This is a genomic window from Streptomyces filipinensis (genome assembly GCF_014649495.1).
Taxonomy (GTDB): domain Bacteria; phylum Actinomycetota; class Actinomycetes; order Streptomycetales; family Streptomycetaceae; genus Streptomyces; species Streptomyces filipinensis.
The window spans coordinates 1-22,218 of record NZ_BMTD01000021.1 but is presented as its reverse complement, the minus strand read 5'-3'; the positions used below and the strand labels follow the sequence as shown (position 1 = coordinate 22,218).

20 protein-coding genes are annotated in these 22,218 nt (G+C 70.9%); 6 read left to right on the top strand and 14 right to left on the bottom strand.

The window, feature by feature from the left end; all coding sequences use genetic code 11:
• Positions 1-223: 223 nt before the first annotated feature.
• Genes IE244_RS34110 through IE244_RS34085 form a run of 6 tightly spaced genes read left to right on the top strand, consistent with a single transcriptional unit; the run spans position 224 to position 7,162 of the window.
• On the top strand, positions 224-1,291 hold the full coding sequence (locus tag IE244_RS34110) for a ketoacyl-ACP synthase III family protein (protein ID WP_191877452.1): 1,068 nt from the start codon (positions 224-226) through the stop codon (positions 1,289-1,291).
• An 8-nt stretch (positions 1,292-1,299) separates the two neighbouring features.
• Positions 1,300-2,295, top strand: coding sequence for a 3-oxoacyl-ACP synthase III family protein (locus tag IE244_RS34105; RefSeq protein WP_191877451.1), 996 nt, complete (start codon positions 1,300-1,302; stop codon positions 2,293-2,295).
• 29 nt (positions 2,296-2,324) lie between these two features.
• Entirely contained in the window at positions 2,325-3,359 is a 1,035-nt protein-coding gene (locus IE244_RS34100) for an aldo/keto reductase (protein WP_191877450.1), read from the top strand.
• Between the two features lie 22 nt (positions 3,360-3,381).
• Entirely contained in the window at positions 3,382-4,341 is a 960-nt protein-coding gene (locus IE244_RS34095; protein ID WP_191877449.1) for an alpha/beta hydrolase, read from the top strand.
• Positions 4,342-4,382: 41 nt separating this feature from the next.
• Complete coding sequence (locus IE244_RS34090; RefSeq protein WP_229854550.1) at positions 4,383-6,164, top strand: fatty acyl-AMP ligase; 1,782 nt, start codon at positions 4,383-4,385, stop codon at positions 6,162-6,164.
• Complete coding sequence (locus tag IE244_RS34085; protein ID WP_191877447.1) at positions 6,164-7,162, top strand: beta-ketoacyl-ACP synthase III; 999 nt, start codon at positions 6,164-6,166, stop codon at positions 7,160-7,162. Before IE244_RS34090 ends, IE244_RS34085 begins: the two co-directional genes overlap by 1 nt.
• A gap of 122 nt (positions 7,163-7,284) precedes the next feature.
• On the opposite strand, the gene IE244_RS34080 is transcribed toward IE244_RS34085, so the two are convergent.
• The 14 genes from IE244_RS34080 to IE244_RS34015 form a co-directional block, all read right to left on the bottom strand.
• Positions 7,285-8,247, bottom strand: a complete 963-nt coding sequence (locus IE244_RS34080; protein ID WP_191877446.1) for a chlorinating enzyme — start codon at positions 8,245-8,247, stop codon at positions 7,285-7,287.
• A 231-nt stretch (positions 8,248-8,478) separates the two neighbouring features.
• A complete protein-coding gene (locus IE244_RS34075; RefSeq protein WP_191877445.1) occupies positions 8,479-8,655 on the bottom strand; it encodes a hypothetical protein in 177 nt (58 codons plus the stop codon).
• A gap of 2 nt (positions 8,656-8,657) precedes the next feature.
• Complete coding sequence (locus tag IE244_RS34070) at positions 8,658-10,439, bottom strand: APC family permease (protein WP_191877444.1); 1,782 nt, start codon at positions 10,437-10,439, stop codon at positions 8,658-8,660.
• An 18-nt stretch (positions 10,440-10,457) separates the two neighbouring features.
• Positions 10,458-12,176: a fatty acyl-AMP ligase gene (locus IE244_RS34065; RefSeq protein ID WP_191877443.1), complete on the bottom strand. Its 1,719-nt coding sequence runs from the start codon at positions 12,174-12,176 to the stop codon at positions 10,458-10,460.
• A complete protein-coding gene (locus IE244_RS34060) occupies positions 12,173-14,974 on the bottom strand; it encodes an aminotransferase class III-fold pyridoxal phosphate-dependent enzyme (RefSeq protein WP_191877442.1) in 2,802 nt (933 codons plus the stop codon). The genes IE244_RS34065 and IE244_RS34060 overlap by 4 nt, the downstream gene beginning before the upstream one ends.
• Positions 14,971-15,198: an acyl carrier protein gene (locus IE244_RS34055; RefSeq protein WP_191877441.1), complete on the bottom strand. Its 228-nt coding sequence runs from the start codon at positions 15,196-15,198 to the stop codon at positions 14,971-14,973. The genes IE244_RS34060 and IE244_RS34055 overlap by 4 nt, the downstream gene beginning before the upstream one ends.
• Before the next feature lie 79 nt (positions 15,199-15,277).
• A complete protein-coding gene (locus IE244_RS34050) occupies positions 15,278-15,844 on the bottom strand; it encodes a 4'-phosphopantetheinyl transferase superfamily protein (RefSeq protein WP_191877440.1) in 567 nt (188 codons plus the stop codon).
• 14 nt (positions 15,845-15,858) lie between these two features.
• Positions 15,859-16,113 (bottom strand): phosphopantetheine-binding protein, encoded by a 255-nt coding sequence (locus IE244_RS34045; RefSeq protein ID WP_191877439.1) that lies wholly within the window; start codon positions 16,111-16,113, stop codon positions 15,859-15,861.
• Positions 16,106-16,978 carry an alpha/beta fold hydrolase gene (locus tag IE244_RS34040; protein WP_191877438.1) on the bottom strand — a complete coding sequence of 291 codons (873 nt, stop codon included), beginning with the start codon at positions 16,976-16,978 and terminating at the stop codon, positions 16,106-16,108. Before IE244_RS34040 ends, IE244_RS34045 begins: the two co-directional genes overlap by 8 nt.
• Positions 16,965-18,413: a nitronate monooxygenase gene (locus IE244_RS34035; RefSeq protein WP_191877437.1), complete on the bottom strand. Its 1,449-nt coding sequence runs from the start codon at positions 18,411-18,413 to the stop codon at positions 16,965-16,967. Before IE244_RS34035 ends, IE244_RS34040 begins: the two co-directional genes overlap by 14 nt.
• Positions 18,413-19,324 carry an aminoacyl--tRNA ligase-related protein gene (locus tag IE244_RS42895; protein ID WP_191877436.1) on the bottom strand — a complete coding sequence of 304 codons (912 nt, stop codon included), beginning with the start codon at positions 19,322-19,324 and terminating at the stop codon, positions 18,413-18,415. Before IE244_RS42895 ends, IE244_RS34035 begins: the two co-directional genes overlap by 1 nt.
• Positions 19,318-19,566 (bottom strand): acyl carrier protein, encoded by a 249-nt coding sequence (locus IE244_RS34025; protein ID WP_229854548.1) that lies wholly within the window; start codon positions 19,564-19,566, stop codon positions 19,318-19,320. The genes IE244_RS42895 and IE244_RS34025 overlap by 7 nt, the downstream gene beginning before the upstream one ends.
• Entirely contained in the window at positions 19,563-20,459 is an 897-nt protein-coding gene (locus IE244_RS34020) for a diiron oxygenase (RefSeq protein ID WP_229854546.1), read from the bottom strand. The genes IE244_RS34025 and IE244_RS34020 overlap by 4 nt, the downstream gene beginning before the upstream one ends.
• Positions 20,460-21,107: 648 nt before the next feature.
• Positions 21,108-21,929, bottom strand: a complete 822-nt coding sequence (locus IE244_RS34015) for a hypothetical protein (RefSeq protein ID WP_191877435.1) — start codon at positions 21,927-21,929, stop codon at positions 21,108-21,110.
• Positions 21,930-22,218: the final 289 nt, after the last annotated feature.

The window sequence follows — 22,218 nt, the reverse complement described above, 5'->3', positions numbered from 1 at the left end:
TCCCGCCCGGTCCGCGTGCGGGTGAGGAGCATCTCCTAATACACCGCCGCCCTTATCACCGCCGTGCACTATTAAGGGCGAGGCGTGAGAAATTAATATGCGGGCGATCGGTGGGGCGCTGGTAGCGTGGAGTTTATTCCGGCAAAGCATCCGGGCCGGCCTGGCATTTCACTGCCCGAATATTTCCTATCCCGTGGTGGATGGAACTCGGAGGAAGCGAAGAATGAGCACTCCTGTCTACATCACGTCGGCTGCCGCCTGGATTCCGCCCGCCGAATCGGCAAAGGAAGCGGTGGCCGACGGCAGGTACGCCGCCGAGGATTTCGAAGAGAACAAGATGGTCTGCCTGCCGGTCGTCGCGGACGAGACCTCGGTCCCGGACATGGCGGCGTTCGCGGGGCGGCGCGCTCTCGACCGTGCCGCCCACGTGGTGGGGGGCCGGCTCGACGCGCTCGTGCACGCCTCGGTGTATCACCAGGGCCGCGACTACTGCTGGACCAGCGCGCCGTACATCCAGCGTGAGCTGGCGGTCACCGGTGCCTTCGCGGTGAACGTGCAGCAGCTGTCCAACGGCGGCATGGTGGCGATGGACCTGGCGGTCTCCCAGCTGCAGTCCGGCCGCGCCTCAAGCGCGATGGTCACCACCGCCGACCGGTTCTGTCTGCCCGGCATGGACCGGTGGCGGGGGGCGTACGGCATCGTCCTGGGCGACGGGGCCACGGCCATGGTGCTCTCCACCGCCGGCGGTTTCGCCCGCGTCCACGCCATCGCGTCGTACACCGACGCCTCCCTGGAACCGCTGCACCGGGGCAGTCACCCCTTCACCACCTCCCCCCAGCCCAAGGTCGACGATCTGCGCGAGCCCAAGAAGTCCTACCTGGCCAGGGTCGGCAAGGAGTCGGTGCTGCAGCGCTGCGAGGTGGCGCTGCAGGAGCTGGTGCGTTCGGTGCTCCAGCAGAGCGGTCACACCCTGGACGACTTCGCCAAGATCCTGATGCCCAACATGGGGCACGGGCTGATGGACGTTCAGTTCCTCAAGCCGCTGGGCATCTCGGCCGACCGTTCGCTGATGGACTGGGGCCGCTACACCGGGCACCTGGGCGCGGGGGATCTGACCGCGGGGGTGGCGCGTCTGGTGGAGAAGAAACTCGTTCGCGAAGGCGATCTGGTGCTCCTGGCCTCTGCCGGCGGCGGCTACTCGCTGACCGCGGCGGTGCTCGAGATCGAGTCGGTGCCCCACTGGCCCGAGGCCACCACGGACTTCCCCCTGCCCGCCGACGTCACGGAATGAGAGCGCCCATGAGTGTGTCCGCTGCACCTGTCGCCATACTCGGCACCGGGTCCTTCGTCCCCGATCGGGTGGTGTCCAACACCGAGGCCGGTGCGCACGCCGGGGTGGACGACGCCTGGATCGTGCGCAAGACGGCGATCCGTGAGCGGCGCTGGGCCCGGCCGGGCCAGGCCACCTCCGATCTGGCCACCGGGGCCGCGCGCAACGCCCTTCGCAGCGCGGGGATCACGGCAGACCAGCTGTCCACGATCGTGGTGGCGACCTCGACACCGGACCACAAGCAGCCGGCGACGGCGGTCTTCGTGCACCAGAACCTGGGCGGGGCCACCACGGGGGTGGCGGCGTTCGACGTGAACGCCGTGTGTGCCGGTTTCTCCTTCGCCCTCGACGTCGCCCACGGGATGATCGCCAAGTCCGGCGGATACGGGCTGGTCATCGGTGCCGACCTGTACTCCCAGATCCTCGATCCGGCCGACCGCAAGACCGTGATCCTGTTCGGCGACGGTGCCGGCGCGGCGGTCATCGGGCCGGCCGGCCCCGAGCGCGGGATCCGCCGGAGCGTGTTCCACATGTACAGCGACATGTCCGATCTCGTCGTGGTGCCCGCGGGCGGCAGCCGGCAGCCCTACGCCCCCGCGGTGCACGAGGCGGGCCTGCAGTACTTCTCGATGGAGGGGCGCACCGTCAGGGACTTCATCGTCAACACGGTGCCGGGGCTGGTGAAGGAGTTCCTGCACGAGTGTGAGGTGCTGCCGGCCGACATCACCCATCTGGTCCCCCACCAGGCCAACGGCAGGATGCTCGAGGAGCTGTGGTCGAGGCTGGATCTGCCGGGGGCGACGCTGCACCGCACGGTCGGCGAGTTCGGCAACGTGGGTGCCGCCTCGGTGCCGTTGACGCTGGATCAGGCGGCCCGTTCGGGGGCGCTGCGGCCCGGGGACCGGGTCCTGCTGCTCGGCATGGGCGGCGGGTTCTCCGTCTCCCTGGCGCTGATCGACTGGTGAGCCGGGCAGTTGGTGGAGAGGAGACGGTCATGGAATACCGCCGGCTCGGGGCTTCTGGGCTGCACGTTCCGGTACTGAGTCTGGGCGCGGCCACGTTCGGTGGCCGCGGCAGCCTGTTCAGCGCGTGGGGTGACACCGACGCGCAGCAGGCACGTGCCATGGTCGACATCTGCCTGGATGCGGGTGTGACGATGTTCGACACCGCGGACGTGTACTCCGAGGGGGCCTCCGAGGAGCTGCTCGGGGCGGCCGTCGCGGGGCGGCGGGACCGGGTGCTGTTGTCCACCAAGGCGGGCACGCCCACCGGGAGCGGGCCCGCCGAGCGGGGTACGGGGCGCTCCCGGCTGATCAAGGCGGTCGAGGGTTCGCTGCGCCGGCTGCGGGTGGAGCACATCGACCTGTTCCAGCTGCATCTCTTCGACGCCGGCACCCCTGTCGAGGAGACCCTCGCGGCCCTGGACGACCTCGTGCGCGCGGGCAAGATCCGTTATGTGGGGGCCTCGAACTTCGCCGGCTGGCAGCTGATGAAGTCCCTGGCCGCCGCCGACCGGCACGCCCTGCCCCGCTACGTCGCGCACCAGGTCTACTACTCGCTGGCCGGCCGTGACTACGAGTGGGAGCTGATGCCGCTCGCGCACGACCAGGGGGTGGGGGCGGTGGTGTGGAGTCCGCTGGGCTGGGGGCGGTTGACGGGGAAGGTCCGCCGTGGTCAGCCGCTGCCGCAGGCCAGCCGGCTGCACCGCACGGCCGCGGCGGCGCCGCCCGTGGACGACGAACGTCTCTACGACCTGGTCGACGTGCTCGACGACATCGCCGCCGAGACGGGCAGGACGGTGCCCCAGGTGGCGCTGAACTGGCTGCTGACCCGGCCGACGGTGGCCACGGTGATCATCGGTGCCCGCAACGAGGAACAGCTGCGCGACAACCTGGGGGCGATCGGCTGGCAGCTGGACGCCGAGCAGCTGTCCCGGCTGGACAAGGCCAGCTCCGTCACGGCGCCCTACCCGTACCACATGTACAGCCGGCTGCGGGGGTTCAAGCCGTTGAATCCTCCGCTGGTGTGAGGCAAGGAGAGCGACGTTGGCCATGGACCGTTTCGTGAACGCGCTGATCCAGTGGCAGGCCGCCGCCCGGCCGGCGCCGGCGCGCACGCTGAGTGTGGATCAGGTGCGCCGCCGCTACGCCGACAACGCGGCCCGGGTGCGGGAGGGTGCCGCGCTCAAGGCGGTCGCCCAGAGTGCGGACCGGCTGGTCGACGGCGGCGACGGCACCTTCCGCGTGCGGATGTATCTGCCCGAGACCGACCGGGGCCGTCTGGTGACGTATCTGCACGGCGGCGGCTGGACGGTCGGTGACGTCGACACCCACGACCCCGTGTGCCGGCGCATCGCCGGCACGTTGCACGCGGTGGTCGTCTCCGTGGACTACCGGCGGGCGCCCGAACACCCCTACCCCGGCCCGCTCGAAGACGGCATCGCCGCGGCCCGGTGGGCCGAGCGTGCCTTTCCCGGCCGCGCCCACGTGATCGCCGGCGACAGTGCGGGAGGGGCGCTGGCCCTGGGCATCGCGATGCACCGCCGCGATCACGGCGGTGCCCCCTTCGCCGCGCAGCTGCTGGTCTACCCGCCGGCCGACCCGTCTTTGCAGTCGCCCTCGGTCGCCCGCTACGGCTCGGGCTACCTGTCGGAACTCGACGACCTGCTGTGGTACTACGACCAGTACCTGCCCGATCCGGCCGCGCGCACCGACGCGGCGGTCGATCTGCTCAACGCCGACCTCGGCGATCTGGCGCCCACCGTGATCGGCACCGCCGAATTCGACCCGCTGCACGACGAGGGCGTCCGGCTGGCGGCGCGTCTGGCCGCCGCCGGCGTGCCCGTGCGGCACGTTCCCGGCCCGGGCCTGGTGCACGGATATCTCCTCATGGCCGACATCGTCCCCGCCGCCGCCGCGGTGACCGGGGACGTCCTGGCGGCGGTGGAGGACCTGCTGGCCCCCCTGCCGGCCGCGCCCCGCCCTCCCGCGGCCGGCTGCCCGCCGCGATGACCTCGCCCCTTGTTCACGTCCGACATCTGGGAGATCCGACCGTGACCACCACCGGAGCGTATTCGACCGCGCAGGTGCGCACCCTTGCACACGCCCTGCGGCTGCGTGCCGAGAAGCAACCCGATGCGACGGCCTATGTCTTCTTGCGCAACGGCGAGGACCCGCACGAGTCGCTCACCTACGGCCAGCTGCACGCCGAGGCCGGCCGGCGCGCCGCCGCGTTCGCCGCCGCCGGGCTCGCGGGCCGCAGCGCGGTGCTGCTGTATCCCTCGGGCCTGGAGTTCGTACGGGCTCTTGCGGGGTGCCTGTACGCGCGGGTGGCCGGTGCTCCGGTGCAGGTGCCCCGGCGCCGCGAGGAGGTCGAGCGGCTGCGCCGGATCGCCGATGACGCCGGTACCTCGACCGTGCTGAGCACGAGGGAGGTCGTACGGGAGCTGGGCGAGCGGTTCGCCGGTATGCCCGCGCTCCAGGGGCTGCGGCTGCTGGCCACCGACGCGCTGCCCGAGAGCGTGCAGGGCGCGCCCGGGGCGGGGGCGGGTGCGGGACCTGAGGACGTCGCGCTGCTGCAGTACACCTCGGGGTCCACGGGGGATCCCAAGGGGGTCGTGGTCAGCCACGCCAACTTCCTGGCCAACGCGGCCGAGACCGACGAGCTGTGGCCGTCGGCCCCGCGGGGCGCCGTGGTGAACTGGCTGCCCCTGTTCCATGACATGGGCATGATGTTCGGGGTCGTGATGCCCCTGTGGGCGGGCATCCCCTCGTACCTGATGGCGCCGGAGGCGTTCATCCGCCGCCCGGCCAGGTGGCTGGAGGCCATCGCCCGGTTCGGCGGCACGCATGCCGCCGCGCCCAGCTTCGCCTACGAGCTGTGCGCGCGGGCGGCGCGGGAGGGCAGGATGGGCGCGGTGGGTGACCTGTCGAGCTGGCGGGTGGCCGCCAACGGCGCCGAGCCGGTGCGCTGGGCCACCGTCCGGGCGTTCGCCGACGCCTTCGCGCCCTACGGTTTCGATCCGCGTGCCATGTGCCCCGGTTACGGGCTGGCGGAGAACACCCTCAAGGCCACCGGCGGCCGCCAGGACGAGGAGCCGCGCGTGGTGTGGCTGTCCGGCGAGGCCCTGCGCAACGGCACCGCGCAGCCGGTGGGCGAGCACACCCGCGGCGCGGTGCCGCTGGTCAGCAGCGGCACGGCGGTCGGCCGTACCCGGGTGCGGATCGTGGACCCCCGCGCGCGCCGTGTCCTTGCCGACGGGCAGGTGGGGGAGATCTGGGTCCAGGGGCCCTGTGTGGCGGGCGGTTACCACGGGCGGGCCGCGCAGAGCGAGGAGACCTTCCGGGCGCGGGTGGCAGGAGAGGGGGCCGGCGGTGTTCATCTGCGCACCGGGGACCTCGGTTTCCTGCAGGACGGGCAGCTGTATGTCACCGGGCGCGTGAAGGACGTCATCATCCGCAAGGGCCGCAACCACTATCCGCAGGACATCGAGCTGTCCGCGGAAGGGGCCCTGCCGGGGGCGCACCCGAACTGCGCGGCGGCCTTCTCCAGCGACGACGGACAGCGCGAGCGGCTGGTGGTGGTCGTCGAGGCCGACGGCAGGCTGCTGGGCGAGCTGGGCGGCGAGGCGATCCGCCGCCGGGTGCGTGAGGCCGTGGGGGAACGCAACCGGATCACCCCCGAGGAGGTCGTCCTGGTGCGGCGCGGGGCGGTGCCCCGCACCTCCAGCGGGAAGGTGCAGCGCCAGGCGTGCAAGCAGCGCTACGAAAGGGGCGAGCTGGCCGTCGTGGGGGTGCCGGCCGGTGCCGGCGGCGCGGTCAAGGGCGGGGCGTGATGGGGGTGCTGCGTGTGCCCGAGCCCTCGGTGGGGGCCCGGATCCTGGGCACCGGGGTGTACCGGCCCAGCCGGGTGGTGGGCAACGACGAGATCTGTGCCCGCATCGACTCCAGCGACGAGTGGATCCGCCGCCGGTCGGGGATCGTCAGCCGGCGGTTCGCCGCGCAGCAGGAGACGGTCATCACGATGGCGGCGGAGGCGGCCCGCAAGGCGGTGGCCCAGGCGGGCATCGATCCGGGCGAGGTCTCGATGGTGCTGGTGGCCACCATGTCCTTCTTGGAGCAGGCGCCGGCCGCCGCGCCGCGGGTGGCCGCCCTGCTGGGCGCCCGCGGCGCGGGCGGCCTGGACATCAGCGCCGCCTGCTCGGGTTTCTCCTACGCGCTGGGGCTGGCCGATGCGCTGGTGCGCTCGGACCAGGCGCGGTTCGTGGTGGTGGCCGGCTCCGAGAAGATGAGCGACATCGTCGATCCCACGGACCGCGGTGCCGCGTTCCTCTTCGGTGACGGTGCCGGGGCGGTGGTGGTGGGCCCGTCGAAGGAGCCCGGCATCAGCGCGGCGGTGTGGGGCTGCGACGGCGAGCAGCACCGTCTGATCGCCCACGACCGCAGCTGGCTGGAGCTGCGCGGCGGGCAGGGGCCCTGGCCGTATCTGCGGATGGCGGGGCCCGAGGTGTTCCGCTGGGCGACCCGCATGGTGCCACAGATCTCCCGGCAGGCCCTGCAGAAGGCGGGCGTCACGGTGGCCGATCTCGCCGCGTTCGTCCCGCACCAGGCCAACGCCCGCATCATCGACGCCGCCGCCCGGTCCCTGGGCCTGGCCGCGCACACGGTCGTGGCCCGGGACGTGGAAACCGCGGGCAACACCTGCGCCGCGTCGATCCCGCTGGCCCTGGACCAGCTGCTGTCCACCGGTCAGGTGGCAAGCGGTGACCTGGCCCTGCTGGTCGGCTTCGGGGCGGGGCTGACCCATGCCGCCCAGGTCGTGGTGGTGCCCTGAAACCGCCGCACCCGCCCCTCTCCCCCGGCACCATGGCGACGGCGCCGCCCCCTCTCACCGAAGAGGGGGCGGCGCCGTCGCCATGGTGCCGGGGGGCGGATCCGGGCGCGGGCGGGGGTGTTTCACGCCCAGGCGCCGGCACCGTCGCGGCGCCGGAAGGGGTGGCCCTTGGTGGTGTGCCGGGCGATCCGGTTGTGCCCGAAGTCGTCGCGGCCGCTGACCAGCACCGCCGCGTAGCGGTCCAGGCGTGCGCGGCCCCCGTACTCCTCGACCTGTGAAAGGCCCGGGTAGAGGGCCACGCAGGTGGGCACGTAGCGCGCCGAGTAGCCCATGCGCATCTTCTTGGTGCGGCCGGCGTGCGGGTGCGAGGCGTGCAGGAGCGTCGACCAGAACATCACGAACTGCCCGGCCCGCATCTCCACGGACACCGCCTTGGACTCGTTGGGCTGCCAGCCGGGGTCGATCTGCAGCTCGCGGTAGTCGTAGCCGAAAAAGCCGCGCCGGACACCGTTTTTGACCACGGAGATGTTCCGGTCGGGGTCGTAGCGCATCGGCTTGGTCTCGTCGTAGTGCATGGTGCGGTGGCTGGCGGGGATGAACTGCAGGCACCCCGTCTCGATGGTGGCGTCGCTGAACGCGCACCACACGGTGAGGGTGCCGCGGCCGCCGGATCCCTGCGGCCAGCGGATCTGGGGGCGCCCGCAGGCGTTGGCGAAGGTGGCGGCCTGGTGCCAGTCGGTCCCCTCGTTGCCCGGGTACTTGGGGAAGAAGTCGCTGCGCCAGCACAGCACGTCGGGGCCCAGCACGCCGGTGAGACGGTCCACGATGCGCGGCTGGGTGATGTGGTCGGCGAGGAAGGCGTTGTCCAGGTGCCGGTCGTAGTTGGACAGGTTCGACGCTCCCTCACCGTCGTCCTCCTCCCGGTACACCGCGCCGCTGCGGTCCATCAGTTCCCGGCGGGTGCGTTCCCAGCGCTGCTCGATCTCCTCGGGCTCGTAGAGCGTGAAGGGGCCCGCGAAGCCGTTGTGGTGGAACTGCGCCACCTCGTGTGCGGTGAGCCGGAAGTCGTGTGGCTGTCGCAACATGTGTCTCCTCGCATGCGGGCTGGGGCTTCGCGTCGGGGCCGTGAGCCCGGCCTGGGTGAAAAAATGACGGTGTCCACGTGCCGTGCCGGGCACGTGGACCGTCCTGGGGTGTGGTGGGAGGAAGTGTGCAGGCGCTCACGGGGGCTTGCCAGGGGGGCGCCGCGGTGCGCGGTGCGTTGCTGGCCGGTTTCCTGCAGGTGTCCCGCTGTGGTGCACGTGCCCTCCTTCGCCTCACCTGGCGGGTGCCGGCGGCGTGGGCGGCGGCTCCCGGGGCGGTGGGGGCGGCGCGGGGGTGACGCCGTGGGCCGGTATGCAGGTCGGTGTGGTCAAAAGAGCCACGAAGTCCCACACGCCCCAGGCCATCAGGTCGGCGTCGCGGTGCTCCGGCTGGAGGGTGATGGCGGCCATGGTCACCTCCTGGCCGTCGCCCGGCCGGGGACAGTCCGCCCGGCCTGCCCGGCCGCTCCGGCCGGTTCACCGTGCCCGGCGTGTTCGGCCGGTTCACCATGTTCGGCCGGTTCGCTCCGCCCGGCGTGTGCGGCGCGTTCGGCCGGTTCGCCCTGCCCGGCCTGCCCGGCGTGTCCGCCCTGCCCGGCGTGTCCGGCGTGTTCGGCCTGCCCGGCGTGTTCGGCGTGTTCGGGGTGTTCGGCCTGCCCGGCGTGTTCGGCGTGTTCGGGGTGTTCGGTGTGTTCGAGCAGTTCGGTGGGTTCGGTGTGTCGGGCCGGTTCGTGTCGGGCCGGGGTGGTGTTCTCCTGGCGTGTGTGTACTCCGGCCAGGCGGGCGTAGCGTGCGGGGCGGGCCTGGCGCAGCCACAGCGCGTAGGCGATGCCCGCGGCGGCCACGGCGAGGATCAGCCACGGCAGCAGGCCCACCACCGGGTTGTCGGTCCCGGTCATGGTGGCGAAGTTGTCCACGACGAGGAAGGTGGCGGCGGCCAGTCCGAGGAAGCCGAGCGCCGGGGCGAGGGTGGTGCGCCACCAGTGCCGGTCCGGGCGGCGCCGGAAGTAGCCGATGACCGACAGGCAGGCCACGGCCTGCAGCAGGACGATGCCCAGGGTGCCGATGCCCAGCATGCTGGTGGTCAGGCCGAGATAGGGGTCGAGTCCGGCGAGCGCGAAGACGGTGGCCAAAAGCAGGCTGAACAGTGTCTGGGCCAGGCTGGCGCGAAAGGGGGAGGCGTGGCGGGGGTGGACCGTGCCCAGGGCGCTGGGCAGTATCCTCTCGCGGCCCAGGACGAACATGTAGCGGTTGGCGGCGTTGTGCAGGGCCAGCCAGCCGGCGAACAGGCTCAGGCACAGCAGGATCTGCATGAGGGAGGTGAGGGTGGAGGTGAGGTAGTCGTCGCTGAGGCGGAAGAAGAGATCGCCCAGTTCCTGGCCGGCCACGGCGCGGATGTGGCCGGGGCCCACCGCGCCGACCGCGATCCAGCTGATGAATCCGTAGAACAGGGCGATGAGGCTGATGGCGATGTAGGTGGCGCGGGCCACGCTGCGTTCGGGGTGGCGGCTCTCCTCGCCGTACAGGGCGGCTGATTCGATCCCGATGAAGGAGATGAACGCGAACATCATCGTGACGCCGATGCCGGGGTGGGAGAGGGTGTGGGTGCTGAAGGAGGTGGCGGGCAGGGCGTGGTGGCCGTGGCGCAGGAGGACGGCCGCGGCCAGGATGAGCAGGATGCCCACTTCGCAGCACATGGCCACGCCCAGGACCCGCACGCTGAGGTCGATCTGGCGGTAGCCCAGTACGGCGATGGCGAGCAGGCCGGCTGCCGCCCACAGCTGCCAGGGCAGGCTGATGCCGTGCTGGGCGGCGATGAGGTGGGTGAAGTAGGCGAAGGAGCCGAGCAGGCCGGTGGAGGCGGTGTTGTAGGCGAGGGTGGCGATCAGTCCTGCGGCCACGGCGGGCGGGCGGCCCAGTCCGCAGGAGATGTAGGTGTAGAAGCCGCCCGCGTTGACGACGCGGCGGCTGATCGCGGCGTAGCCGACGCAGAAGCACATCAGGGTCAGGCCCGCGAAGACGAACAGGGCGGGCACGCCGGGCCCGTTGCCGAGGGCGAAGGCCAGGGGGACGGTGGCGACCATGGCGGCCAGGGGGGCGGCGGCCGCGATGATCAGGAACACGATCTTGGGGGTGGTCAGGGTCGCTGTGAGCTGCCCGGGCGCCGGTGGCGGGGCGCAGCTGGTGTGGGACATGAGGTTTTTCCTCGGGGGCTAGGTGGCGGCGGGGCAGGCATCGGCGGGGGGGTGCGGCGTGGGGTCGAGGAAGAGCCTGCGTGCCTTGGCCCGTTGGACCTTGCCGCTGGTGGTCTTGGGGATGCTTTTCTTGGGCAGCAGGTGCACCTGGGCGGGTGTCACGCCGGTGCGGGAGGTGACCGCGCTGCGCACGGCCTGGCGCAGCGCCTCGTGCTGGTGGCTGTCCAGTTCCGTTTCCACCAGCAGGTGCAGTTCCTCGGAGTCGGCGTCGGGGGGGCGGTGTCCGAGGGCGATCACGGCGCCCAGGCGGACGCCGGGCACGGTTTCGGCGGCCTGTTCGAAGTCGGAGGGGAAGTAGTTCGCGCCGCGGATGATCACCAGGTCCTTGGAGCGGCCGGTGATGCGCAGGCCGCCCTCGCGCAGGTAGCCGATGTCGCCGGTCTTCCACCAGCCGGGGCCGTCGATGGCCTGGGCGGTCTCCTCGGGCAGGTCGAAGTAGCCGAGGGTGCGTGAGGGGCCGCGGAACTGGATGTGCCCGATGCGGCCGTCGGCCAGGGGTGTTCCGGTGTCGTCGACGATGCGGATCTCGGTGCCGGCCACCGGTGTGCCGCAGTCGACGATGTGCAGGGCGTGGGGGCTGTGGGGGTCGACGTCGACGGCGTGGTGGTCGACGGCGGCGCGGGTGCGGTCGATGGAGTCGAAACGCAGGGGGGCCTGGGGGCGGGTGGTGGTGATGATCAGTGAGGCTTCGGCCATGCCGTAGGAGGGCAGTGGCATGGTGGCGGGCAGGTGCCAGCGGGCGAAGCGGGTGAAGAAGCGGTCCATGGTGGCCGGCTGGACGGGTTCGGCGCCGCAGATGGAGATGCGCCAGCTGGAGAGGTCGACGCCGTCGAGTTCCTCGTCGCGGATGCGGGCGGTGGCGTAGCCGAAGGCGAAGTTGGGTGCGGCCGAGACGGCGCCGTGGTGGTCGCTGATGTGCCGCAGCCAGTCGGCGGGGTGGCGCAGCAGCCGGCTGGGCGGCATCAGCACCGTGTCGGCGCCGACGTACAGGGGGAACAGGAGGCCGGTGAACAGTCCCATGTCGTGGTAGAGGGGGACCCAGTTGACGGTGGTGTCGGTCTTCGTCCAGCCGGCGGCGCTGGTGAACTGTTCGCAGTTCGCGGCCATGTTGGCGTGGCTGATCATGACGCCTTTGGGGCGGCCGGTGGATCCGGAGGTGCACTGGATCAGGGCCAGGTCCTCGCTGCGGGGCCGGCGCAGGGGGTGCAGGGGGGCGTCGGTGCTGTGGGCGCGGGCCAGGAGGTGTGCCCCGTCGATGAGGCAGGTGTCCACGAGGTGGGGCAGGGCCTGGATGACGTCGGTGGTGGTGATGACGGCGGCCGGGCGCAGGTATCCGGTGAGGTCTTTGAGCTGGGCTTCGACGCCGGCCGCGCCGCCGAAGCGCATGGGCAGGGAGATCGCGGTGGGCATGGCGCCCAGCAGCTGGGTGGCGAAGAAGGCGGTGAGGAACTCCTGGCCGGTGGGCAGGCACAGCACCACCCGGTCGCCGTGGCCGACGCCGTGTTCGGCCAGGTGGGCGGCTGCGCGTTGGGTGTGTTCCACGAGGGTGTCCACGCGCAGGCTGTGCTGGCGGCCCGGTTCGGGGATCAGGGTGATGGTCGGTGCGTCCGGGCCTTGTTCGGCGTGCTGGAGCAGTGCGTGCCATACGGTCGCGGACCGTGTGCGCAAGGCGGTCATCTGCTGCGCTCCTTGGTAGGGGTGGTGGTGGGGTCCGCGTTCCACGGCTGTACGCAGATGTCGTCGAAGACGATGCGGGCGGGGTTGAAGCCGTGCCGGGCGGCCAGGTCGCGGGCGGCCAGGACGCCGTGGGCGGTCAGGCCGCCGTAGGAGGGGCTGGAGGTGCCGGCCTCGAAGCCGAGCAGCATCGTCTCGGCCATGCAGGAGTAGACGATGCCCGGGGGCAGGGTCAGGCCCGGGAAGTGGGGGGTTTGCAGGCCGGGGAGCTGGATGCGGCCGCCGGAGACCAGGGTGACGTTCGCGAGGCGGGCCACGCTGGGGTGGACGTCGCCGGGGACGGCCAGGTCGCACAGCAGGACCTTGTGGTCGTCGGCGAGGTGGTGGGGGTAGATCACCGGTTCTGCCGCGTTGGTGGCGCTGATCACGATCGGGCAGTCGGCCAGGTGGGACATGTCCTCGCTGATGCGGATGTCGGCGCAGCCGGTGAGCTGGTCGGCGACCGCGGCCAGGCGTCGTTGCGAGCCGGGGCGGCCGACGAGGACCATCGACTCGCAGTGCGGGGCGATGAGTTCGGCCATCACCGCGCCGATGTTGCCGATCGCCCCGACCAGGCCGACGCGGCGTCGGGGCCCGGATTCGGCCAGTTGGGCCTGCAGGAGGTCCACGGCGCAGGCGGCGGTCAGGGAGTTGCCGGAGGTCACCTTGATGCCGCTTTCGACGACGTCGCGGGCGGCGTTGGTGACGATGGAGGTGTGGCCGCCCAGGCCGATGACCTCGGCGCCCAGGGAGACGGCCAGGTCCACGCTGTCCAGGACCGTGCGGCGCAGCCAGGCGCCGTGGCCGGATCTGAGGGCGGCGCCGGCCTGGGCGGCGGTGAACGGCGCGGCCACCATGATCACTTCGGCTTGGGTGCCGGTGTGGGAGGTGACGGTGTGCCGGGTGACTTCGAAGGGGTCCAGTTCGCCCCACATCCGGTCCAGTGCGGCCGCGGACTGCTCGGTGGACCAGGCGGCCAGTTCGGGTGCCAGGGAGGCGAGTTTGGCGGGGCTGTCGATGTTGGCGAGGAACGCGACCCGCGGCAGGTGGGTGCGGCGCGGCGGGCGCGGGGGGTGGTGGGAGCCGCGGGGCAGCGGGATGGCTGCTTTGGGCTGCCAGGGGCTGGTGGCGGGCACGGTCAGGTGCTGCAGCAAGGTGGCGTACTGGCCGCGGGCCAACAGGGCGGCGGCGTCCTCGAAGGCGGCGCCGATGCGTTCGATCTCCTCGTGTGCGAGCAGCGCCGAGGGCTGGACGCGCACGGTGGTGGGGGCGGACAGGGTGGGCATGACCCGGATGCGGTGGGTGTGCAGCAGCCGGCCGGCGATGAGGTATCCCAGCGACTCGGAGTCGATCGCCTCGCGCAGCAGGCCCGAGTCGGGCTGGGGCAGGACGAACTCGACGCCCAGCAGCAGGCCGCGGCCGCGTACGGCCACGATCGCCTGAGGCCAGCGGGCGGCGGCCTGCTCAAGGCGTCGGCGCAGCAGGTCGCCGGTTTCGGTGATGCGTGCGCGGTAGGTGTGGGCGAGTTCGAGTGCCTGGGTGGCGATCAGTGAGGAGAAGTCGTCGTCGGCGAAGGTGGAGGTGTGGTGGCGGCCGAATTCGGGCACGTAGCGTCGTTCGTCGACCAGCAGGGCCGAGACCTTGGCCAGTCCGCCGCCCAGGGACTTGGAGAAGAGGTAGTAGTCGGCGCTGACCTGGGAGGGTTCGGAGGCCAGGAAGGTGCCGGTGCGGCCCATGCCGCACTGGATCTCGTCGAAGACCAGGGCCGCGTCGTGCCGGTCGGCCAGCTCGCGCAGCGCGGCGAGGGTGGGTGCGGGTACCTCGTGGACGCCGGACTCGCCCTGGATGGGTTCGACGAACACGGCGGCCACCGGGGACAGGCGGCGCACGGCCGAGTGCGCGCGGCCGGCGGCGTCGAGGGTGAGCAGGCAGACGGAGTCGAAGTCGGCGTCCAGGGCGCTGATCACCCGCTGGGGTGTCCAGTCGGTCAGCCGGCGGTGGCGGGGGCCGGGCACGTGCAGGTCGCCGGGCACGTTGGCGCCGTGGGTGAGGGTGCCGGCGCCGGCGGACTTGCCGTGGAAGGCGTTGCGCAGGGAGACGAAGACGGGGTCCTCGCGGCGCATGGCGTCGATCCGGGTGAGCGCCTCGCTGAGCACCAGGTGGCAGGGGCGTCCCACGGCCGGTCCGCTCGCGCAGGGGGTGTCGGCCAGCTGGTCGCGGTGCAGGCGGCGCAGGGTGGTTTCGACGTCTTGCTGCAGGGCGGCCAGGCGGCGGCGGTGTTCGACCGTCGCGTGTTTGACCGCGGCTTCCACCGCGTCGGCGCCGGTGTTGCCGAGGGTGACCACATAGCGTGATCCGGTGGTGGCGCCGACGGTCTCGGACAGCCGCCGGGCCAGGTGGGCGGTGGCCGGGCGGATGCTGATCTGCGCGTTGAAGGGGATCTGCTCGTCCAGACAGCGGCGGGCCGTGGCGACGAGGTCGGGGTGGTTGTGCCCGAACAGGGACGAGCCGGCACCGCCCACCAGGTCCAGGATCACATCCGCCCCCGCACCCGCACCCGCACCCGCGGCCGCCTGCGCGGCCGCGGTCGTGGGGGCGGCCGTGGCCGTGCCGGCGGCCGTGTGGTCGAGGCGGTGCTCGTCGCGCTGGCGTATCAGGTAGTCGCCCCGGCCCACCCGGTAGGTCACCTCCAGGTGCAGGGCCCGGAACAGGCGGGCCAGTTCGGGCCGGGTGAAGCGTTCGAAGTCACCTTCGGCGTTCATGCCTGCCCTTCCCCGGCACCGGCGTTCACGGTCAGCAAAGCGGTGATGCGGTCCACGACGTCGCCGAGCGTGAGCATGGAGGCTGCCTGTTCGTCGGAGATACGCACGTCGAACGTGGCCTCCATGTCGACGACCAGGGTGATGGACCTGATCGAGTCCAGGCCGTAGTCCACCAGCGGGACGTCGGGGTTGATCTGTGCCACGTGCAGTTCGCGGCGGAACATGTCATCGACGGTCTGACGGATGTCGTGGCCCCTCAAGGTGGTGTCCCCTCCCGTGCGGTTAAGGTTGTGGTCGTGTGGTTCAGTGCCGTATCGCCACGGCGACGGACAGATCGGCCCTGGAGCTCATCCACACCGGTACCGTGAGGCCGCCATAGGCGGCTCTCAGTGCGCCGCCGTCCTGGCTCAGGCGGATCTGCCAGAACCAGAACCGGCCGGTGCCGGCCGTGCCGCTGAGGGCTTTGAACGCGGCTTCCTTGGCGGCGAACAGATCGCGTGCGCTGTAGCCGGCCTGCTCCAGCAGCGTTCGTCTTTCCGGGGTGTGCAGGACGAACCGGGTCATCCGGGCGGTGATGGCGGCGTTTTCGATGTCGCAGCCGACCGCGCTCGCGCCGGGGACCACCACCGCCAGGGCCAGACGGCCGGTGTGGGAGATGGAGCCGGCGAAGGCGGGCGGGAACAGCGGCCGGCCGCCCGCCTGGCGGGGCACCACCCGGCAGGCCGAGCCGGCCAGCGCCAGGGCCCGGGCGGCCGCGCGGCGACCCGCCGTGAACTGCTGGGCCGCACCGTAGGGTGCCGGCACCGGATGGATCGCCAGGGACATCCGCGCGGCCACCGCGGCCGGGATGCCCGCCGTCAGGGCCGGCATCTGCACGTTCCTTCCTAGGCGCGGAGCGTCTCGATGTGCCCGGCCAGCGAGTCGATCGAACGCAGTACCTCGGGACGCACGTCGTCGTCCCATTCGAATCCGAACGCGTCCTCCATCGCGACCAGCAGCGCGACCAGCGCGGTGGACGGCACGCCGGCCTCACGCAGCGAGGCTGATGCGTCCACGGTGCTGACAAAGCCCCATCCGCCGAACACCTCGGCCAGCAGCTCGCGGATACGCCGGCGCACGTCGGTTGCCGTGTCAGGCATGTGATTCCACTTCGTCGATGAACTTGCGCACCAGCTCCTGGAAACCGGCCGGGTCGTCGAGGAAGGGCACATGCCCGGCCTTGGGCATGATGGCGCAGCGGCCGTTGGGGAACAGCGCGGCCAGTTCGTGGCCGGCGGTGGGGCCCAGCAGGATGTCGTCGTCGCCCAGGGCGATCAGCGTCGGTGTGTGGATCCGGGTGAGCAGCTCGGGACTCGCCTCGCCCTCCTGGGCCAGCCGCAGACCGTTGTTGAGTTCCTCCGGGGTGGACATCGCCAGGAAGCTCTCCCGCAGCCCGAGGAAACCCGGGGTACGGGTGGACTCGTTCATGTCCGTGCTGATCACCTCCGGGTACATGTGGCTGTACAGCTCGGGCATGCCGTGGCTGTTCAGGGTCCGCAGCCAGGCCCGCTGCAGCATCCGGTGGCGGCGCATGCCCTGCGGGCCCACGACCGGTCCGGCCAGCACCATGCCCCGCACCCGGTCCGGGTGGGCCAGCGCCACGTCCCGGGCGAGCTGGGTGGAAGCCGAGGAAGCGATCAGGTAGGTGGAGTCCACGCCCTGCGCGTCCAGCAGACGGATCAGATCCTCGGCGTGCTCGGCCCAGGTGGGCTCGGCCTGCGTACGGGTGGAACGTCCGTGGTTGCACAGGTCGTAGCTGATCACCCGGTAGTGCTCGACCAGCTGGTCGGTGTACTCGCGCCAGAACGGGGCGCAGAAGAAGAAGTTGTTCAGCGTCGTGATCGTGACGCCCTGGCCGGTGGACTCGCAGTACAGCTCCACCCCCGGCCGGGTCGCGACCAGCGGCGCGTCCTCACGGTAGGTCAGATCGTGGTGATAGTCCTCGTGTGCCTCATCGGCCGGCATCGCTCAGTTCCCTCTCCATGTCCAGGTCCAGGTCCATGTCCGTGCCCGCGTGCGCGTCCGGGTCCGGGTCCGGGTGCGGGTGCGTGCCCGCGTGCGGGTCCGGGTGCGGTTCCGTGTCCTTGTGCGGGTGCGGGGCCGCGTGCGCGTCCGTGCCCATGTACGGGTCCGGGGCCGCGTGCGCGTCCGTGCCCATGTACGGGTCCGGGGCCGCGTGCGCGTCCGTGCCCATGTACGGGTCCGGGGCCGCGTGCGCGTCCGTACCCATGTACGGGTCCGGGGCCGCGTGCGCGTCCGTACCCATCTGCGGGTCCGGGGCCGCGTGCGCGTCCGTGCCCATCTGCGGGTCCGGGGCCGCGTGCGCGTCCGTGCCCATCTGCGGGTCCGGGTGCGGGTGCGTGTCCGTGCACGGGTGCAGGTGTGTGTCTGTGTCCGTGTGCGGGTGGGGGTCCGTGTGCGGGTGGGGGTGGGTGGCTCCTGCGCCGTCCGCGAGGACGGGCGCGAACGCGGCGACGACATCGGCCGCTGCCGCCTCACCGGCCACCGCGCTGCAGGACAGGCCGCAGTACAGGGCCATCTCCTCGATCCGGCCGCTGGTGGCGTCGGTGGGCACCGCCGCGCTGAACCGCGGCACCAGATACGGTTTTCCCTCCACCACCGTGCGGCCGATGAACCTCGCCGGCTGCCCCGGATCGGCGGTCACCGCCGTGGCCAGCACCCGGTGGCGCCGGCCCGGCCAGCCGATCTCGTAGACGTCACTGATCACGGTGTCACCCGCCTCGGCGCCGGCCACCGCCGCCTTGAAGCGGGGGTGAGCGCGTGACTCACGGGCGGCGACGAACACGGTGCCCAGCAGCACCCCGTCCGCGCCCGCGGCCAGCGCCCGCCCGGCCTGCTCGGGCGAGCCGATCCCGCCCGCGGCGGCCACCACCGCATCGGGCAGCCGGTCCCGCAACGCCGCCACGAGGTCGTCACGGCGCCACTCCCCCAGCAGATGACCGCCCGCCTCGATACCCTGGGCCACCACCACCGCACCCAGACCGGCCGCACGGACACCGTCCTGGACGGTGCCGACCTGCACCACCACCCGGCGCCCGGCCCCCACCAGCTGCTGCAGCACCGCATCCGGCGGCATCCCGAAGAACGACAGATACACCCGCTCGGGTGTCTCCCCCAGCACCTGCGCCACCTGCCGGCCCAGCTGCCCGGGCCCGACCACCTCCGGGATCAGGTTCACCCCGACCACCCGCGCCGTGTGCGCCACCAGCCGCTCAAGCATCGCCGACAGCGGCGCACCCGACAGCTTGTAGCCGCCCGCGCAGCCCGCCGCCCCGGCCTCGGAGACCGCGCAGGCCAGCTCCGGCCCCGCCACCCCGCCCATGCCCGACTGCAGCAGACTCACCTCACAGCCCAGCGCCCGGGCCACCGTGGTACGCATCAGCTCAGACTCTCCACCGCGCGCACCGCGGCATCCGTGCCACCGAACCGCTCGGTCAGCGTGTGCACCCACCGCTCCAGCCCGAACGCCAGACAACTGGTGTGCGCCGTCTGTTGCCCGACGCGGATGTCGCAGCGCTCACCGAAGAAGTTGCGGTGGTAGTTGACCGAGCCGATCGCCAGGCCCTCCACCACGAACTCCTCCTTGACCGGGAACAGCCGCTGCATCTTCGCCTTGCCGCTGTTCTTGTCGAAGAACGGATCGGTGGCCGCCTCGATCCGCAGATCCAGCCCCAGCTCGCAACACAGCGCCTCGACGGCCTGCTTGGCCCGCACCAGATGCGCCTTCGCCGTCTGCTCCGGGCCCACACACACGATCTCGCGCATGGAGAACCCCAGCAGACGCTGCAGCCCCCGGTAATGCTCCTCGTTACGAAAACACGTGCCCACCGTGGTCCGCAGCACCCCCTCACCGGGCAGCACCGACCCCGCCAGGTCCACATACACCGAGTAGCACGCCGCCGACGGCAACGCGAACGCGGCCGGCTCCATCACCGCGGCCGGCATCCGCTCGACCGGCCGCGCCTCCTCACCCAGCACCGCACCCAGACGCCCCGGATCCAACCGGACCGCGGCCAGCCCCAGATGCGGGAAGTTGTCGTAGTAGTCGAAGGTGTCCAGATCCCTGCACCGCATCAGAAACGGGAACCGGAACTCCGGCGCCTGCCAGTCCTGCGCCAGACGCAAGAACACCCCGTCGATCGCCCGCAGCAACCTCAACTGGCTGCCATCGAGAACCCCCAGACCATTCTCACGCACCCCCACCCCCGCCGCCTCAGCCCCCGCCTCGGCCGCCGCCGTCCGGGCCACCGCCGTCGCCGTTGTCGTTGTCGTCGCCGTTGTCGTCACCATGCCGCCTCTTTCGTGAAGAAACGCAACTGAAGAGTCCTCAGCGTGCGAAAATCATCGAGATCGAGATCCTCCGGATCGATCGCCTGCCCCGTCAGCTCCTCCAGCAAGAAGATGAACTCCACGAACGCCAGCGAATCGATGGCCCGGCTGTCGATCAGATCCAACTCCTCCGACAACTCACCCAGCTGAGGATTACGGCCCACGATGAACTCACGGACCGCCTGCATCGGCTCCACACTCACTTGATCACCTCCCGCCCCACACCGGCCCGGCTCAAAAACTTCCTCGTCCGCTTCAACACCTCGTCGTGCGCCGCACGACGCACCGGATGCGCCAGCGCCCGCCGCCGCACCCCCAACGCATCCGCGATCCCCGCATCCCGGTACGCCTGCGGGTTGTACAGCGTGGCGATGCTGTACTGCAGATAACTCTCCAGATACTCCGCGATCACCGGGACCTCCCCCGCATCCCGCTCGGCGACCTGCCCCAACAGATTCGTGAAGATCATCCGCCCGAACGCGACATGCCGGCTCTCATCCTGGTGATGCACCCGGTTGATCTCCCGCGCGATCGCCGGCAACGACGCATCCGTCGCCATATGCGCGTTGTAGTAATCCACGATCTCCTCGAAGATCAGGATCCGCGCGAACACGATCAACTCACGCGCCACCGGCGACAGATGATCCACCGAACCCGCCTTCAACGCCGGCTGCGCCGGATACAGCTTCCCGCCGTACCGCAGACAGAACTGCGCGAAGAACCACATGTGCTCGTTCTCCTCACCAATGAAATGGTGCAAGAACTCCGAGACACCCGCATACGTCCGCTCATGAATACGCATCACCACCTCACTCATCAACTCACGGATACCGTGAATATTCAGACTGAAGAAATTGATCGCCTCGAACCGCGTCAACGCCACCTGCTGCTCACGGCTCAGCTCATCCCACATCGGTGTCCCCGCCAACGTCGTCAAAGACTCCGACATCCACGGCAGATCCGGCTCGATCACATCCGGCCAGTCGAACATCGAATACGGGTTGTAATAACCCGACTCCGCGAGATTCTCCAACCGGCCCAGATCCAGCACCACCGGCTCCACCCCACGCACCACCACAACCAACACCCCTTCCACAACCCAGTCTCTTTTTCCGACACCCACACACGAACGTCCCACCGCCTTGGGCAACACCCCCCAACGGAGCTCCACCCACCCCCGCACCCCGGACCTTCCAGACCCCGGCCAACCCACGAAACCCGAGCCCCATCCGACCCGACAGACCCATCAAGCACGAGCCCTGTCCGTCACGGCCGACCCCCGCGCACCAGCCCTGCGCGTCCCCGACAGACCTACGAAGCACGAGCCCTGTCCGTCACGGAAAACCCCCGCGCACCAGCTTTGTCCGTCCCCGACAGGCCCATGAAGCACAGGCTCTGCCCGTCCCCAGCGAGGCCGCGGCCCACCAGCCATGTCCGTCCCCGACAGGCCCATGAAGCACAGGCTCTGCCCGTCCCCAGCGAGGCCGCGGCCCACCAGCCATGTGCGTCCCCGACAGACCCATGAAGCACAGGCTCTGCCCGTCCCCGGCGGGCCTACGACGCACCAGCCGTGCGGGTCCGGGGTGCATGCGGCACCCGGCCGTTCCCGGCCTCACCGCCGCACCCGGCGACCTCCCCCGCCGGCGCCGGACGAAATCCCCGATGCCGCGAGCGCGGGCCATCCGTTCCCGGTGTCAGCGTGCCGGACGCAACACCCGCCATCAGAACGGCCGGCCGCATACGGTCAGCGCACGGCACGGATGTCCGCCCGTACCCCGGCCGGCAGTTCCGACCCGCACCCGTGAGAAGCGAACGGCGCGCCACCCGACGCCGTGGACGCAATCACCTTGTTGTAGACCGACCCCACACACAAGTCCTGGAAATCAGCCGTGTCCGGGGAAAGACGCGCCGCCAGCTGCGCCTTCGCGATATCGACCGTCTTCAGCACCCCGTCATCGTCCTCGACCTCCACACACGCGTGCGGCAGATCCAACGCACCACCGAGCACCCCGCAAAACCAGCCCCGCTTCGCCTCGGCCCGATACCCCGCCGCCCTGAACCGCTCCGCCAACCACAAACTCGCCGCGATACAACTCGTCACCCCCAGCCGGTGCACCAACTCATAATCAGCCTGCATCGCCACCGGAACCATCTGCCAGCGATACCCCGCCTCCAGATACTCCCCCGTCAACTTCCGCAACACCGGCGACACCAACGGCGTCCTCGCCCCCACCGACGTCACCCGCGCCGCATACGACGCCGACCCCTCCCCCACCGAAGGCGCCACCACATCCTCGACACGCCCCCCGAACCGCACCACATCCGGCGCCTCAAAACGCCACGGCGCCGCCCCCTCACACCCCGCACACTCCAACCGCACCCGGAAATCCCACACCCGCGGCCCCAGCAAATCCACCACCGAACGCCCCGCGAAACGGAACAACATACGAAACGCAAGCTCCGGCTGCGTATCCGACCGCCCCGAATACATCCCCAGGTTGTACAGATCATTCACATCGAAACAACGCACACCCGACCGATACGCGAACGGCAGCCCCGCCCCCACCAACACATCCACATCACCCGGCTCACACCGCAGCATCTGACACGCCACAGACTCCGGCCGCGACCAATCAGCAAAACCCCCCGGAACAAACTCGACCAACCCCGCGACATCACCCCACGAACCCCCCGCCACCACACCCCTGAAAACCACAACCACCCTCCCCGACAACCACCACACCAAAAACCCCGAACCGACAACCCGACCGTACAACCCCCCACACACAAAACGAAACAGTCACTCCACACACCCCACCATGCATTCCACACAACCACCCCTGAAAAAAACCACC